General features: G+C 52.4%; 10 protein-coding genes. 1 reads left to right on the top strand and 9 read right to left on the bottom strand.

Translation table 11 applies throughout. From position 1 onward, the window contains the following. The first annotated feature begins 131 nt into the window (after positions 1-131). Entirely contained in the window at positions 132-512 is a 381-nt protein-coding gene (locus MCM46_18715) for a response regulator (protein MCG3113842.1), read from the top strand. A 14-nt stretch (positions 513-526) separates the two neighbouring features. Here MCM46_18715 and MCM46_18710 read toward each other — a convergent pair whose 3' ends face one another. From MCM46_18710 to MCM46_18670, 9 genes are all read right to left on the bottom strand, one after another. Then, positions 527-787, bottom strand: a complete 261-nt coding sequence (locus MCM46_18710) for a hypothetical protein (GenBank protein ID MCG3113841.1) — start codon at positions 785-787, stop codon at positions 527-529. Between the two features lie 113 nt (positions 788-900). Then, positions 901-1,545: a hypothetical protein gene (locus MCM46_18705; GenBank protein MCG3113840.1), complete on the bottom strand. Its 645-nt coding sequence runs from the start codon at positions 1,543-1,545 to the stop codon at positions 901-903. 76 nt (positions 1,546-1,621) lie between these two features. Beyond that, a complete protein-coding gene (locus MCM46_18700) occupies positions 1,622-7,030 on the bottom strand; it encodes an FG-GAP-like repeat-containing protein (GenBank protein ID MCG3113839.1) in 5,409 nt (1,802 codons plus the stop codon). 37 nt (positions 7,031-7,067) lie between these two features. Then, positions 7,068-7,637: a hypothetical protein gene (locus tag MCM46_18695; GenBank protein MCG3113838.1), complete on the bottom strand. Its 570-nt coding sequence runs from the start codon at positions 7,635-7,637 to the stop codon at positions 7,068-7,070. A 37-nt stretch (positions 7,638-7,674) separates the two neighbouring features. Beyond that, entirely contained in the window at positions 7,675-11,124 is a 3,450-nt protein-coding gene (locus MCM46_18690; GenBank protein MCG3113837.1) for a hypothetical protein, read from the bottom strand. Between the two features lie 1,184 nt (positions 11,125-12,308). Continuing rightward, entirely contained in the window at positions 12,309-14,213 is a 1,905-nt protein-coding gene (tssC, locus tag MCM46_18685) for a type VI secretion system contractile sheath large subunit (protein MCG3113836.1), read from the bottom strand. A gap of 44 nt (positions 14,214-14,257) precedes the next feature. Then, positions 14,258-14,497: a hypothetical protein gene (locus MCM46_18680; GenBank protein MCG3113835.1), complete on the bottom strand. Its 240-nt coding sequence runs from the start codon at positions 14,495-14,497 to the stop codon at positions 14,258-14,260. Positions 14,498-14,543: 46 nt separating this feature from the next. Continuing rightward, entirely contained in the window at positions 14,544-15,779 is a 1,236-nt protein-coding gene (locus tag MCM46_18675; protein ID MCG3113834.1) for a TIGR02270 family protein, read from the bottom strand. A gap of 4 nt (positions 15,780-15,783) precedes the next feature. Beyond that, the gene (locus tag MCM46_18670) at positions 15,784-16,296 is read right to left on the bottom strand and encodes a hypothetical protein (protein ID MCG3113833.1); all 513 of its coding nucleotides are present in this window, start codon (positions 16,294-16,296) and stop codon (positions 15,784-15,786) included. Positions 16,297-16,298: the final 2 nt, after the last annotated feature.

The following is a 16,298-nucleotide window of genomic DNA, read 5'->3' as shown; positions in this document are numbered from 1 at the left end:
TAGAAGGTCATGCGCCGCCGGGTTCTCGATGGAATCTGGGATTTGATGCCGGAAAATTCGAATCACTCCGGAGGGCGGCGGTAAGGCGCTCATCCCGTCAATGAGATCATTCCTTCAGGAAAGGTTTTGCGATGAAGCGGATTTTGGTAATCGAGAATGAATCTATTATTCGGAATTTTCTATCCAGTCTATTGAGCCGTTTCGGTTACGCCGTCACACAAGCCAAGTCGGGAAGCGAGGGTCTGGAAAAGATCAATGAGGGGGGGTTCGACGGGATCTTTCTGGATATCCATCTAAACGACATGAGCGGAAAAGATATTCATCAACAACTGAAAGAGCGCTCGGCGGACCTTGCGCGGCGGATCGTGTTCGTCACGGGAGACCTGAGAAATCCCAAAACAGAATCGTTCGTCAAAGAAACGGGAAACCTCTGCCTGGAGAAGCCTTTTACCATTACCGAAGTGAAGACCCTTCTGAATCAGTTCTTTCAGCAGAAAATCCCATGCGGATAACGGCCGATCGACTTCTATCTCCTGAGAGAGAGGCTTAGCCCCACCGGCGCGGAAAGCGCCAGCCCCGCCCGGTCGGGCCGGAAGGTGATCAACACGTCATATCGGTCTGGTTTCTCTTCGCTCTCCCGCGCCTGGACCTCGATCGTTTCGGAATCGACGGAAAGAGCCTCGGTCAACATCTTCGTAAAGATCTTTCCGATCGCTGAAGGCGAATTCCCCTCCCCGATCTCCCCCGCCGCGCGGCCGATCGCCTGAGAGAGCCCTTCACATACCATATATATTATTACTATTTGAGGTGTTCATGAAAAGGGGGTAAGCTCAACCTGCCCCCTTTGTTCCCATACCCCCTACGTCTCCCTACTCTCACCTGCAAGCGGTAAGATTAAAATCAATCATAATAAGCTGAGACCCCAACGATGGCGGCCTGTGCTGTTGCACCTGCTGGCACATTAATTGTCAGTTTTCCATAAATCGTCGTCTGACCATTCAAATAAACGGTTGCAGAAGTAACATCATGAAACACGGCTCTGCCCGCAAACGTCTCTGTACTATTGAGCCCCAGCGAAAAGGGATAAAGCGGGAATGTATTCGTGATTGGAGGGAATCCCGGAGGAGCTCCTGGTGGGGGTGGATGACTGGTAGTTAAATTTGGTGCGAGCAATGTCGTGCAACCTGAATCGGAATAAAAACTATAATTTATGGAATATACTCCCGCCGCCGTGCCTGCGCTCAAATATCGGTCAATTGTAAGTGTTGCCGATCTCATCACAGAGGTCAATCCATACGACGAGAGATCTATCGCAGTGCAGTCCGTCCCCATTGGAAATCCAGTTGTTTCAACCGTCCCTCCATTCCGAAGACAAATTCCTACTCCGGCCCGTACATAGTTAGGTGCGCACGGAGCATTGCCAGTGCAGTCATACGTTCCTATCAAACAGCTGGTCGTTTGAGGCAAAGCAGTCTCTTCAATACCTAATAGGGCGACCACAGTTACAATCATGAAAAAGCTCCGAGAACAAATTCTATTTGCCATTGTTTCTCTCCTATTCATACATTTATAAGAAAGGGCTTTGTGCTTATCCCAAAAACCGTTTCAGTCAAACTTATATTCATTTCACACCTTGACGTAGCTCTTGAACATGGGTACTTTTTCGCACCGTAACCAATGAGGTCAAATTGGGGTCCGTGTAGCTCGGCAATGGCAGCCCCAATGAGCTTAATGCGGCATTTAAATTGGTGCGCAGTTCTTGTATATGCACCGTTTTCATTGGGACACTGCTTAACGTGGTATCGGTCCAAGTTGCGGCTGCCAGCCCGGCCAAAGCCCGAACAGAGTTTACCGCCTGGCGTAATTCAGTGATGTGAACCGATTTGATGGGAGTGACTCCAGCGACAAGCGGATCATCGGTAAAAGGGAATGTCGTTGCCAAATCTCTTCCACTGTAACCAGATTTATTTCCTGTCCCATCGACGGCCCGGACTCGATAGAAATAGATGACACCGGAAGCAACGGAGGTATCTGTAAAGTTAGTCGTAGCTGGGGCAGAAACTATCGTGTAAGAGCCATTATTGGCGCTTCGTTCCACTTCATAGTAGGAAAGTAACAGATTGTCAGTTGAGCCGGTCCAAGTCAAATTAACTTGACCGGGACTCACTGTCGTGGCGAGAAGAGCTGTAGGGATAGTAGGCAACGTTGTATCTGCCGGAGCAGCGGGGGTGGCCCTATTGACGGCGGCGGAATAGTTGCTCCAATTTCCTGCTGCATCCCTCGCTCTGACCCGATAGGTATATGTCGTACTCGGTGTTCTCTGCGTATCATTATAAATGGTACCTGCGATGGTCGCAATTAGAGCAGGAGTACAACCGTTCCCCTGACAGCGCTGTACCTGATATTCGATCACGCCTACATTGTCAGCGGAAACGGTCCAGGAAAAATCAATCCGATTGCTGGCAAAAGCGGTGGCCGTCAGACCTGCCGGAGTAGATGGCGGAGTAATGTCCGGCAGGGTTGCCGTTGCGATATTGGAGTAACCACTCAAGTTTCCGGAGGTGTCCATTGCTCTGATACGATAGGTATAATTCCTGCCGTCGGCGAGACCGGTATTTGAAAAGGACGTTGTGGTCGCAGAGGCAATTTGGACAAAATTGCTGCAAACTGGAGTCCCCAAGCTATTACTGCATCTCTCTACTCGATACTCCTTCACTCCGATACGATCGGTAGCAGCACTCCAGGAAAGGTTAATCTGATTGGAACTCACTGCAGTTGCCGCCAGACCTGTCGGAGTCGAGGGAGGAGCAAGGTCAGAAAAGGTTTTGGCTGTGACTCGATTTAAAGCATCGTATGTAAAGTCTAATACCGTCCCTTCGGCATCTGCTTGTTTAATCAAATTCCCATTCGGATCATAAAGGTAGTTCCAACACGGCGTCGGATACCAAGGGAACGATGTCGGGGAGGGGGGCGCGAACGTTGTTAAGTCACCACAACTTCCCATGTCCGGATCGGACATGGCGATCTTGCGGCCCAGGGTATCATACCGCATCGTCGTCTTGACCCCTTCGGCCTCCACCGATGTGAGATTTCCCAATACATCATACTTGTAATTCGTTGTTGAATAGAGTGACACCGATGGAGCCACCCCGGTAAACTCTTCCACCTTTTTCAATCTTCCATAGGCGTCCCGGGTCTCCCGCTTCTGATGACCACTCGCGTCGATTCCGGTCACCACCCAAGGCGCGTAGCTGGCGGAGGCGGTTGACCCATCCGGATTCATCGTCAGAGTCGCCCGTCCCATGGCATCATAGCTAAAACTTTTCCACTTCGGAGTCCCCCCCTCAAAGTAAGGAAGAGAAGATCGTTTGACCGTCCCCGTGATATTGTATTCCTGCTTCGTTACAATCGTGCTTCCATTCGGGCCGGTTTTCTTCTCCAGAATCGTCCGTCCCAAACCGTCGAAATAAGTCCACGAAGAGAGGCTCGATGATGCCGATGTGGTCGTCGTGGTTTTGACATGTTGGGTGGCCGATCCGAAATCGTTGTAGAAGATCTCCGTCGAGCCGGTATCGGGAGCGGTGGTCTGTTTTACTCGTCCGAATGGATCGTAAATTGTCGTGGCTATCTCCCCATTCGGAGCGGTTACACTCTTGACCTGACCATAAAGTCCGTTGTCCGCAGGGTCGGTCCCGACACCGTAGTACTTTGTGGTTGTCTGAAGTTGTATCCCATTCACAACAGGACTCGTTATAGTGATAGGAAAAGTGGATCCGCCATCATAAGATATTGTCGATACATTTCCGTTCGCATCCCGGGTACAAATAATGTTTCCATGAGAATCATACGCCATCCGGATCTCTGGATTCGTACCCCCGTCGAGCCAACGTTCGCTACGAGTCAAATTGCCTTTGGTTGGATTCTGATTCATCGACCGGGCACTGCAGTCGGCAGCGTTGTCGTAAAAAAATGTCGTCTCGGCTGCCCTGTCCTGGCTTGCTGTGGAGCGTCCACGGTAAATGGTTTCTCGCAAAGGCAAACCGACGATCCAGAGACCCGCGTTACCTGAAAAGACCCGTTGGACGGTTCGATTGTCTGTTGCATCACTCACATCGCCTTCGTTGTCCTCTAGGACGAGATTACCGTTCGTATCGTAATTAAAAGTAACTCTGGTCGTTTTACCGCTGCTGCATGAGAGCCCTTCGCAGGTTGACGTTGTCACCGTTCCCGGCGGGTGAAAGAAGTAAGGGCTGGTCGATTTTGTAAGATAGCTCGTTTCAATTTTAGAAAAAATGTTCCCTTCTTCGTCTGTCACTTCTACTCGATACGGTTTCCCTTTCGTATAGCCGTTATCAACCCTTGGGTTGTTTACACCCACTGCCGTATCATTGCCTTGATGGAACCAGGTCTTACTGATGCTTCTTTTGCCATCAACGACAGGGCCGGTCACCTCAACGTTGTTGAACCCTCTGAAGTCACGCTCCGGAATATGATAGTATCCATCTCTGTAGGTATAGCTAGTCGAAGAGACGACACCGAATCCGTCATTCGTAACGATGGAAAAAATGTGCCACACTGGAAAAGCCAAGAGAGGATTTAGCTCGGCTCTCGCGGAAGATCGATAGTTAATGGTCGTTACTGCGCCAAGTCCGTTTGATACGGTTTGTAAAAAGTTCGAGGGATCTCCACTGGAATAATAAAAACTCATTGGAACCGTGGTATTAAGCCCTTCCACCCTGGCAAAATCGATTCGACCATCCCCATTAAAATCTCCCAATCTGAATCGAGAAAGATCGATCAGCCCCCAATCGAAAGTGTTGCCACCGATCGTAACGGTTGGACCTACGAATGGACCGGTGAAATGGGAAATTTGAGCGCCTCCATTCCCAATCGACAAGTGGATATTCGTCGCCGCCGTGCTTTCTTTTTCCGGAGCCTGAGCAATATCGGTCTTTCCATCGCCGTTGAAATCTCCCAAGATGATCCGACTAACGCCAATCAGGGCATCGTCGCCTTCATCGTCGATAAAAAACGAAGGCCCATCGAATCGCTCGCTAAAACCATCGCCGGCAGAAAGATAAATACTCATCGGGGCGACTGTCCCCGATCCTTCTACCACGGAAATATCCGTTTTGCCGTCTCCATTGAAGTCTCCCATTTTGATACGGGCGAGATCAACGGATGGTAGCGAACCGACAGAAACCGTGGGGCCGTCGATCGAAGTGAATTGAAGCGGCGTATTCGCATCGGGGCCTTTCTTTGCAAGGAAGATCTTGACTGTCTCCGGCGTCCCATTGCTTGTGATCTTAGCGATATCGGTTCGCCTATCCCCGTTAAAATCCCCCAACACGACACGGGAAAGTTCACGCGGTATCGTGTCGCCGGAATCATCAAACGCGGGGCCGCTGACCAAGGTGAATTGAAATGGCGGACCTTTCTTGGCAAGAAAAATGCTCATAGGCACCGAAGGGTCTAACGCTTCAATTCTGGCAATATCGGTCATGCCGTCTCCGTTGAAATCGCCCAACTTGATGCGGGCAAAATCAATCAAGGCATTCTGATTCGAACCCGTGGAGAAGGTGGGCCCAAAGAAGGGGGGCTCAAATCCATTGCCATTAGAATTAGAAAAGAAAATCTCAACCGGTCCGGTATGGCTGTCGTCGGGAAACCGGGCGATATCGGTTTTGCCATCTCCGTTAAAATCCCCGGTCATGATCCGCCCGATTCTGATGCTGACTGCTTCACGATTATTGCCATTGACCAGATGAACCGGTCCATTGATGGGTGGACTGAAATCGTCGTTGCTCCCTGCGCGATAAATTTTGATCGGCTCCTCTGTGCCTACCTCCCCAAGGATCGCAAGATCATGCCGGCCATCTCCGTTAAAGTCTCCCACTCTAACGCGAGAGAGATCAATTTTCGTATCCTCGCCCGGAAAACTCGGATTAGGGGTACCCCCCCTGACGTGTACAGTCGGCCCATCTTTTCTGGAGACAAGGCCTCCAATGGTGTCAGGGAAATACTGAAAAATAACCCGCGGCAGGGAAGGGCCAGACGTAATTTCTCCCGTTCCCTGATTTACCTCTGCATCCTTTCCATATTGAAGCACGCTGCTCAACAGAGATTGAACGGTGCCTGGGCTGGGGGCATAGGTAAACGTATAGGCCCGTACCAGATTTCCACCCCCGATCACCTCGATTGTCCTAAGCCGCTTCGCGGTCCTCATGGGAAGATTGCCGGGATAGGTGTCCAGAACCTCAAGCCGGTCTTCGAAGTAAAACTTCACAAAGTTATTTCCGTTGTATTGAATTTGATGCGGATAAAGCTGCCCGTCATCCTCGAAGTAAGAGAATGTCATAAAATTTCCATTCAGATCTTCGACTCGATCCAGATACCAACCGAAGATCGGCGGCGGGCCAAAGCGCGGCTTGCAGAGCATGCCTGGAGGACACGATGCAGTATCGATTTTGACCTTCCTGGACGCGTCATTCTGCCCGAAGAAGTAGCGCGTTCCTTTTTTGTCCGTTACCACCCAATAAGATTCAAGCCCCACAGGGACCTTCTTGATCTGATTAAAAGCTCCTTCAAATTTAGGCCGATACTCGCCAGAAGAATTATAAACCACCAAATCGCTGGTGCTCCCCGCCATCTGAAAAACATATTCATTGGCGGCGTAATCGACACCAAACTTGGTGCTCTGCTCAATCGCGCCCCCTCCAAACTCCAGCATCCATCCAACCCCCATCCATCCATTGCCGCTGCCGCTTCGATAAACCAGGCCAAGATTGGGGTTCATTCCGTTGCGGCCGGGGGCCACTTCAATCGGAATGGAGTAGCTCATGGTGCCGGTGAATAAATCGGGTGTTGCTCTTCCCGACCCGACACTATTGCCCGAGCTGTTGCCGGATCCACTCGCTGTTCCGATTTGTGTCTGAGCATGCGAGGGAGAAACAAACAATAAAAGAACAAAATACGGAATTAAGAAGAATAATCTGTTACCCCCGCTTAAAACCGCTCTTAGAAAATCCATAGGACCCTTTTATACGGAAAAGTTTTTCTGCTTCCTACTACTCAGCAACATTCTTTCTAAAGTAAATCAACGGAATACCCACTGGTTCGCCATTTAATGTTAATGCTTTATTGAAATTCATAATTAACTCTTTATCATTTGGCGGTGCAGGATGATCAAAAAAAAGTGAAAAACAATCATCTTCCTTAATAGGAATTGGAAATGGTCCTGGTAAAGCGGATGCTAACCGAAGATCGTTTACATCCAAAGGAATGTTACAGCTCATTCTCTTTGGTTTGAGGGGCTTCCCATTGCTTACTTCTATTAGGATTTTTGACGGATCAAATTGATATGTACCACTTAAACCCATAAAATCCATACCAATGACAAAAAATTGGTGTTCTTGAAATTTGAAAACTTCTAACCTAATATCAATATCTTTTCCTTTTAGATGGTCAACTTTGGGACCGCAACTCTCATAACCACAGACTTCGACCATTTTCCAATTAGGATTCGCCTCAATGTACGCCCTAACTTCTTTTTGAGGTGCAGAACAGCTTAAGGCAAAAGAGGTAAAACTCATAAGAAATGTAAAGACATAAAACCTTACAAACACAATTTTCCTCAAAACAGTGTTTCTTCTATCTAGACCATACTTCAAATCATTACTTACCATAAATATAAATTGGAGGTTGAAAATTTAAAGCTGAAAATGCAAAGCTGGTATATACGGCCGCTGGAATCATCCCCGCTGCGCTCCAGACATCAAATACTGTATTGTAAAACCGGTTGCCAGCAACATAATGCCCCTGGGAAGAGTACCCCCATGCATTCATAGGATCATGAACTTTCGATACCATTTCAAGAAAATGGCCAATTGGAGTATCTGCTTTATACCCCAATCCAAATATTTTATTCCACTCACTGCCTTCCTTATTCATTGCGGCGGAACTCAGCAGACTTTTATTCTCATCAGTACATCCATCACAATCCCGAACCCCTGCTGTCATCTTCACCCCAATACTATTATTCCCTGGAGGATGTTTTTGTCCCCCTGACGATCTATCTGTGTAGGCTTTCAATTCAGTAAATCCCCACATTGCTGCTGCTGCACCAGCCGAAAAGGCAAAACCTGTAATAAAGCTACCTTCTGCCCCGATCTCAGAAAGTCCTCCACCAATTGCGCCATGCATCAAAACACGTCCTACTGTCCAATTGTCTCCGTAATAATTTCCAACTCCAGCCGTCAGCATGCCACCAGCGGCGCCAAAGGCCGCGCCCATCCCCATACCCTCAATAATATTCCCGCCATAGTACGCTGAATATAAACCACCACCCACCATTCCCCCAGTCATACCGCCGTAGAATCCTCCGATAATGCCCCCTCCTACTGAAGTACTAACAGCTGATCCAACGCCTCCAGAAATACCCCCGATCGTTCCACCGATAATCATAGCCTCCATATTCCAATCGCTTTGTACTCCAGCACTTAACGCTCCCATCACGATGCCAGCAGCGATAAAGCAAACCGGGCAGTGACCAGTTGGATCCGTATAAATCAGAGGATTATTATAAACGTAACTATATCGATTAAATGCCTGCGGATTAGCCAAATCAGGCAATATGCTGTCAGGACTAATAAATCGTGCTAATACAGGATCATAATACCGAGCGTTATAAAAATAGAGACCAGTCTGATCATCCTTCTCCTGGCTGGTATATTTGTAGCGGAAGTCGCTCCCGGCTATGAGAAAATTATCTCCATACGGGCGATAAATATACTCGGCAATCTTCCCGCCGGCTTGATCAGTCACAACTGAGGTACTTCCCAGGTGATCGGCATGAAAATATTTAATTTCATCCGTGGTCGTAACCGGCTTGATTGCAATTCTGGCCGATCCTGCGAAAATATGCTTTACATTGGCGCTAGTCCAGGCGCTACCAGATTTACAAGATGTGGCTGAGGCTGAAAGGGTACACTCCCAAAGCTTACCGATATAGATATTCGTTACAGATCCATTAATCTTCTTCACCCGCCCACCGTCACCATCATAAACAAAGGTGGTGGTTCCTGTGGCGTTGGAGACCGAAGTAAGCCTAGCCTGAACATCGTATCCCAGGACGTCCGTGCCTCTCCGAATCATGTCACCATTGGCGTTATAAGAGTAGTCTATTCCCCCGGGAAGAGGTCCCACATGGGTCACCGCGTGACGGTGGGCTAAATCACCATAGGTATAGTTCGGTGACGATGCGGTGCAAGAGGAAATAGAGGAGTTGCAGGTCATGTTTCCAAGCTTATCGTAGGCGTATGTAATCGTGCCGTATGGACCGTTGGCACTCGTCAGTCTGTTCAGAGAATCGTTGTAGCCAAAGGTTTGGGTCTGGTTGGTGTGTTTAATACCGGGCGGAGGAGAGGTATCCGTTAAAATAGCATCCGTAATGCCGGTGATGTTTCCGACACCCAGCCCATTATTATCATAGCTGTAAGTCAGATCCTGATACTTCGTTGTGCCAAGCCTCGTTGTGATATTGCAGAGACGGAAGTTATCCTTTGGACACGTCCCATTTGCTGCATTGGAATGGGTGTAGGTGGTTGTTACCCCATTGCCAAACGTAACCGTGGCCACTTGACCCAAGGCGTTATGCCCCGCATAGGTGGCATAGTTGACTGCACCATTCGCATCTTTTGAAACTTTGGACAAAACGGGACCATCATAGAGGTAGTGGACCACATCCGTATCGGGATAGGTGACCGACTTGGTCCGACCCGCCAGATCGAAAGTTGTAGAAGTGCGGAAGAGCGTCCCGTCCACCGTTTTATCGGTCTGCTTGACCCGCCCCATATTGTCATAGAAAAATTTGGTGCTACCGGAAGGGTCATGAACGGTAGTCAGCTTGCCTTTGCCATTGGTGCTGGAAGCCTCGTCATAAACATAGCTTGCCAGGACATTGTTCACCGACACCCCGCTTGCTTCTGTAGAATTAGCACCCTCTTGCGTCCCATCGTAGGCCCGCACGATATAGTAATAAGTCGTGTTGGCGGTTGCAGCCGGATCTGTATAACTAGAGGTTGTGTTCTCTGGGATGGTAAAGATGAGAGTATATGAACCGCCACTCCCAGTCGCCCGATAAATTCGTTGTTGAGTGACATCCGTGCTGGTCGAGACGGTCCAGGAAAGATTGATCTTTCCTCCTTGATCGCCTGGACTATCCGTCGCAGTCAACTGCGTCAGCGCCAGCGGAGCGATATTATCAACCGGAGCGGCACCCGCCTGGTTGCTGTTGGCGCTCTCGCTAGTTCCATTAAAAGCGCGAACCACATAATAATAGGTCGTACCATTGGTCAAGCCAGTGTCGGTGTGCGTGTTGAGGGTATTGTTGTTAATGGTTGCCGCAAGCGTATAAGGCCCCCCCGTGGTGGTCGATCGGTAGATCCGTTGCTGGGTGATGCCGGTGGCGGTGGAAGGGGTCCAGGAAAGGTTAATTGCCCCCCCTTCATCCGCCGGATGATCGACCGCAGCGAGGGATGTCGGCGCGGTGCTCGTATTAAAGGTCGCCGTGACCGTGGCATTGGCCGTGAGGGTGAAGGTACAGCTAGTCGTCGCACTGGTGCAGCCGCCGCTGAATCCCGCAAAAGAGGAACCTGTCGATGCTGCTGCAGTGAGCGTCACCGATGTGCCGGAGGCAAAGGAGGCCGAGCAGATTGCCCCGCAGTTAATCCCCGCAGGAGAAGAGGTGACGGTCCCGGCGCCTGTTCCCGATTTGGTGAGGGTCAATGTCGGGTTGCTGGAGCCGACATTCAGGCCGCTGACGACGACTGGCGTGAGGGAGGTTCCGCCCGTTGTCCCATTCCCCAGTTGGCCGGAACTATTATTGCCCCAGCAGTTGACCGCGCCATTTGAGAGCGCCGCACAGCTATGATTGCCCCCGGCGGCAATCGCGGTTGCAGTATTAATCCCGCTGACTACTGCCGGAGTCAAGGCATTGTTCGTCGTTCCATTTCCGATCTGTCCGGAGCTATTGAGCCCCCAGCAGTTGAGCGTGCTGCCCGATAGCCTCGCACAATTGTGTGAGCCTCCGGCGGCAACGGCCGTCGCCGTGCTAATACCGCTCACTGCCACCGGCGTGAGGGATGGAGATCCACCATTCCCCAATTGGCCTAAACTACTCGGACCCCAGCAACGGGCCGTGCCGTCTGCCAGCACCGCACAGGTGTGGGAGCCTCCGGCAGTAACGGTGGTCGCTGTGTTAATCCCGCTGACTGCCACCGGAGTAGAAGAGTTGGTGGTTGTCCCGTTCCCTAACTGTGCTGAGTTATTCCTCCCCCAGCAGCGGATAGTGCCGTCCGATAAGCGCGCACAGCTGTGGGAGCCCCCGGCTGAGATCGCCATCGCCGTGCTAATCCCACTGACCGGCACCGGTGTACGGGAGAGCCCACCTGATGTCCCATTCCCCAGCTGGCCATAAGTGTTATCACCCCAGCAGTTAACCGCCCCATTCGATAGCACCGCACAAGTATGATTTCCACCGGCCGCAATAGCTGTTGCCGTGCTAATCCCGCTGACGACCACCGGTGCAGAAAAGAAGGTCGTCGTCGATCCGTTGCCCAGTTGACCAAACCCGTTCAGGCCCCAGCAGTTGACCGTTCCATTTGAGAGGCGCGCACAGGCATGCTTGCCCCCGGCGGCAATATCCACCGCGGCACTCAATCCGCTGACGGCCACCGATGTGGAGGAGTTGCTGGTCGATCCATTTCCCAGCTGACCGTAATTATTTGCACCCCAGCAACGGACTGTGCCGTCCGATAAACGGGCACAGGTATGGGTATCACCCGCTACAATGATTGACGAAGTCTGAGCAAACGAAAAGGGACTCTGGGATAGAACTCCAAAGAAGGCAAATAAGAAAAGATAAAGGAGAGGATATCTACTTAAAACAAGGACCAGGCGATTTTTTGTACATGCGCTTACCCGCTGACCCGTCGCCGACATTGCCACTCTCCAGTCCCACTTCGAACCAACAGAACGAAACGAGAAACTCAAAGCTGAAGCAATGACCGGGACGATGGGGATGAAGAAGCGATCTCAATCGGCGAGGTCGGTATTTCTATTGAAGAGATAGAAAGCAGGAATAAAAAACGAATGGATATTAACAATGCGGAATAAAAGTGTCAAGTGAAAAGTCGTAATACGTGCCGCCTTTGGCAAGCATTTCAATTAGGAAGGTTCATTCTAAATATCGATGATAAAAAGGTCGATTAAATAATTTGTATTAAGCTTTAGAGGAGGTCGCCTCAAAACTACTTTCTCAGAGATAGGCTTAGCCCCACCGGCGCGGAAAGCGCCAGCCCTGCCCGGTCGGGCCGGAAGGTGATCAACACGTCATACCGGTCCGGTTTCTCTTCGCTCTCCCGCGCCTGGACCTCGATCGTTTCGGAATCGACGGAAAGAGAGGCGGCCAACCCCTTCGTAAAAATCTGCTCGATCGCCGCAGTCGATTTCCCCTCCCCGATCTCCCCCGCCGCGCGGCCGATCGCCTGAGAGAGCCGCCCCGCAACCAACTGGTACGGAAAAGCCGCCCGGGCGGCGCTCAGCGCCGTTTCTCTGGGGTCGGGATAACGCTCCGGCTGATGCACGCTCGGCACGGCCGGGAGGACAACCGCGTCCGCGTTGAGGCGGCAGGTCAACGCCAGAATGCCGTTCGCCGCCAGATCGATCCGGTGCTCCTCCGAGATCGGCGCTTCCAAAGGAAGCTGCCCCTTCTCCCCGTTCCGCCGCGCGATCTCCCGCAACGGAAGATCTTCGATCATCCCGCCGCCGCGGGCGCCGGTGATCTCGCTGCACCAGCCGGTTTTGGCGAAGCTCGCCGTCAGCAAGCTCGCGAGGCCCCAGACCGGATTTCCCCAGAGAAACGACCGCTCCGAACGGATCGACTCCCGAAAATCAAAACGCTTCACCCGATTCTGCTCCGGTCCGTAAGGAAGCCGAAGCAAAAAACGATTGAACAGAACCGCCAGCCACCGCGAGGCATTTGCCTGCCGAAGCGATCTCCATTTGACATATTCGGTCTGATCGAACAGATTCCCCACGGCATCCAGCGGCTCCATCTCCCCGATCGATTCCAATCCGAGGAAGGCCGGACCGACGGCGGTGACCAGCGGCGCCTGGAGTTGTTCGGCCTTCTCGGCGAGATCCTGGAGCAGATCGATGTCCCGAGGGGATCGATCGAAGATGTAGTCTGCGATGATCATTGAAACGGGCGCTTCGGCGGTCCCTTCCGATTCCGGTTGAAAAACGTCGCGATCGAAAATCTCCGCAAGCTGTTCTTTGGGGGCATGGAGCAGCTCGATCTCGATCGGCTCTCGAAAGTCGGTTCGATCAACGAGAAACTTGACCCCCCGCCAAACCGCTTCCAGCCTCTGGAACTCGGGATGATGAAGGATCGCGTCGAGCTGGGCGCCGAACATCTCGTCGAGCTCCTTCATCACGGCGTCGACGGCGCGGGGATCGGCCGGCGTTCCGGGGCGGCCGGACGAGATGATCTCGGAAATGAACCGGTCGAGCCGGGAGGTCGAAGCCATGGCCGATTCTAGTGCAGACCGATCCGCAACCGGCGCTTCCACCATTTCAAAGAGAGAATCGAGGGCCGATTCCTTTTCGCCGGACGGGGCCGGACTTCGGCCGGGAGCAGAAGGGGGCGCGGGCCGTTCTGTGGGCGAGTCGGCCGGACGCGCTTCGAGCGCCGATTGGATTCGCCCCAGGAGGTTCCCTCCCCCCTGGAGCTGTCCCAATTCGGTCCGGAAGTTCTCATATGAAATTTCTCTGTTGCGCAGCCGGATCAACCGTTGGCGAATTTCAAGGAGATCTCTCAAAGCAGGAACGGCTTCCACGACGGCATCGGGATGGAAACTCTTGATCGAATCGATCGGAAGAGTGATCGGCCACTCCTTCGGACCGCCCCCCAAACGGTTGGGAACATTGAGCGAAACACGGCCGACGAGCGATTGAAGCGCCGCGCCGAAGGTTTCTTTGTCGACACGGCTCCGGCCGGTCCCGAACGAGGCCGATTGCTCCTCCCGAGGAGCCAGCTCGGCCAAGACCAACAGCTTGAGCGGAAACCGTCGCTCTCCCCCCCGCTCCTGGCCCTCCACCCGGACGTCGACTTTCCGCTTTCCATCCGATCCCATTTTCATATGGATCTCCATCCGAGCCTCCCCCTGATATTAAAAACGAGGATCTTCCTTTCCGTTTATCGGTTCGTCCAGGCGTTGTTCCGCCAGAAGAGCTGCACGACATCCGCTCCGCTCGGAATGCTCGATTGCTCTTTGGCGAAATGTCCCAACTCGAATTTATCTCCGGGAAAACTGACATTGAGCAGCTCTTTAATCGCCTTGGAGAATTCAACGCTTTTGGTATGATTATGCGTGTTCTGAACAGCGTAAAAACGGAACGTTCTAGTGCCAACCCTGGCATCCTGTGTGAGATACATCGTGCTCCTCCTTTTCGATCGGTTTTGGTTTATGTTCAGACAGGTATTACGATGATTTCAAATCCGCCATCTCTTTCCGTTGGCGGGCCGCAAAGGCCTGCGTCTCCAGAGGGGGACGCTTCGAATCGATCAAGGCGAACCCCAGCGCGGCGTGATGACGCTCTGGGAGCGTGCCGGTGTGGAGAAGCTCGATCAATTTCTGCGGACTGTAAGGCTGGCCTTTCCGGTATCGGGCCTTCTTGTCGAACCGGGAGGAATTTTTCCGCCACCACCCATCGACCTTCGCCGGATCGGGAACCGGAAGCCCCTCATCGGGATCCGCCTCAAGTTCGTCCTCTTCTTCCGCTTTTGCCTCCGCTTTGGGAAGAACAAGATTTTCTTTCTCCAAATCGACGCCAGTCAGGGATCGAATCGCCTCCCCCGCCGACCGCGCAAGTTTCGGATCGGCTGTGCACTGAATCAATGCCTCCATCCCCGCAGCGCGGCCGAGAAGACCGAGCGACATGACCGCATTTCGAGCGAGGGCCGCTTCTCCCAATGCATTCACGAGGAGCGGTCCATCTTCGGGATGACCCAGGAGACCCAGAAGGAGGATCGCCTCCCCTCCCTCTTCAACCCGTTCCTGAACCGCTTTCCGACAACGGCTCAAGGCCCTTTCACTCTTTAAGAGAAGCCCCGCCCGCATTGCTTCGAGACGCACCGGGGCGGCATCGCTCTCCAACGCCCCTTCGATCTCATTTTTCAGATCGGCAAGGCGAAGCCGTCCGGCCGCATTCGCCGCCGCCGCAACGACGAGCGGATCTTTCTCCTGCAATCCGGCTTGGAGAAGACGGGTCTCCAAGGGTAACCGGCGGAAGCCGATCACATCAATCGCCGCCGCGCGAACGGCGCCCTTTTCACTGTCGAGGTATGGCCGAACAATCTTCTCAACTTCGGGAGAAGAGGTATGCCGAAGCGCCTGGCGGATGCCATCCAAGACCGGTCCCTCTGCCTCGGAGAATGTCTTTTGAACCATGTCAATCCGAGCCGGCTCGCCCGACGTCAGCGCCACGAACGCCGCCGCGAAGACCTCCCCCACTTCGCCGCCGGCCAGCTTCGGCGCCAGGAGCGCCCAGGCCTCTTTTCCTCCGAGAACCAAACCGTCGAGGTGCGCCAGCAGCCGCTCTTCGAGCTCGGCTAAGCCGTCGAGGTCGTAGGCTCGATCGGTCAGCGCATTCGTCCGCTGCTGAAAAAGAAAGTCGGCTTCTTCAAGATGCTCTTCAAGGATGTCGAGGAGGATCATCTGCCTAAGGCCTCTCATCGCGGGGGATGAGGCGGACGGTGACCACATTCGACTTGTACCGATGAAGGGTCACAAAAACTTCATACGTCGCCGGTTGTTCCGGCAATCCGAGAAAATCGAGCATATTAATGTTGAAGTAGCCGGTTTCATACACCCCCTCGAGCATTTCGGGAGGGTACTGCGGCGGATCGGGGTTGGGAATCTCCGGATGATCATGGACCATCTTTGCCGTATAAGGCCGGTGCGTTTTCGTGTCGACCGCCACCAGGGTCGCCGTTTTTTTAAAGCCGTCGGTCTCCAATAGAAAAGCCGATTCAAAGCGGTAGATCCCGCAGAGGATGGCCCTCCCGAAGGCGCCCGTAATCCGATCCCGCTCGCCCGGCGTGTAGTCGACCGCTTCGGGAGCATTGATTCGAATCCCAATGAAATCGTTCTCAATGGCGGGGGTGCATTCATTCGAATTATCATCATCGGGTTCGACATTCGCAAATAAATCAACAGCGCGCGGTTCCGTCATTT

The sequence above is a fragment of the Candidatus Manganitrophus morganii genome, from assembly GCA_021651055.1.
Taxonomy (GTDB): domain Bacteria; phylum Nitrospirota; class Nitrospiria; order SBBL01; family Manganitrophaceae; genus Manganitrophus; species Manganitrophus morganii.
This window is presented reverse-complemented; position numbering and strand designations above follow the sequence as displayed.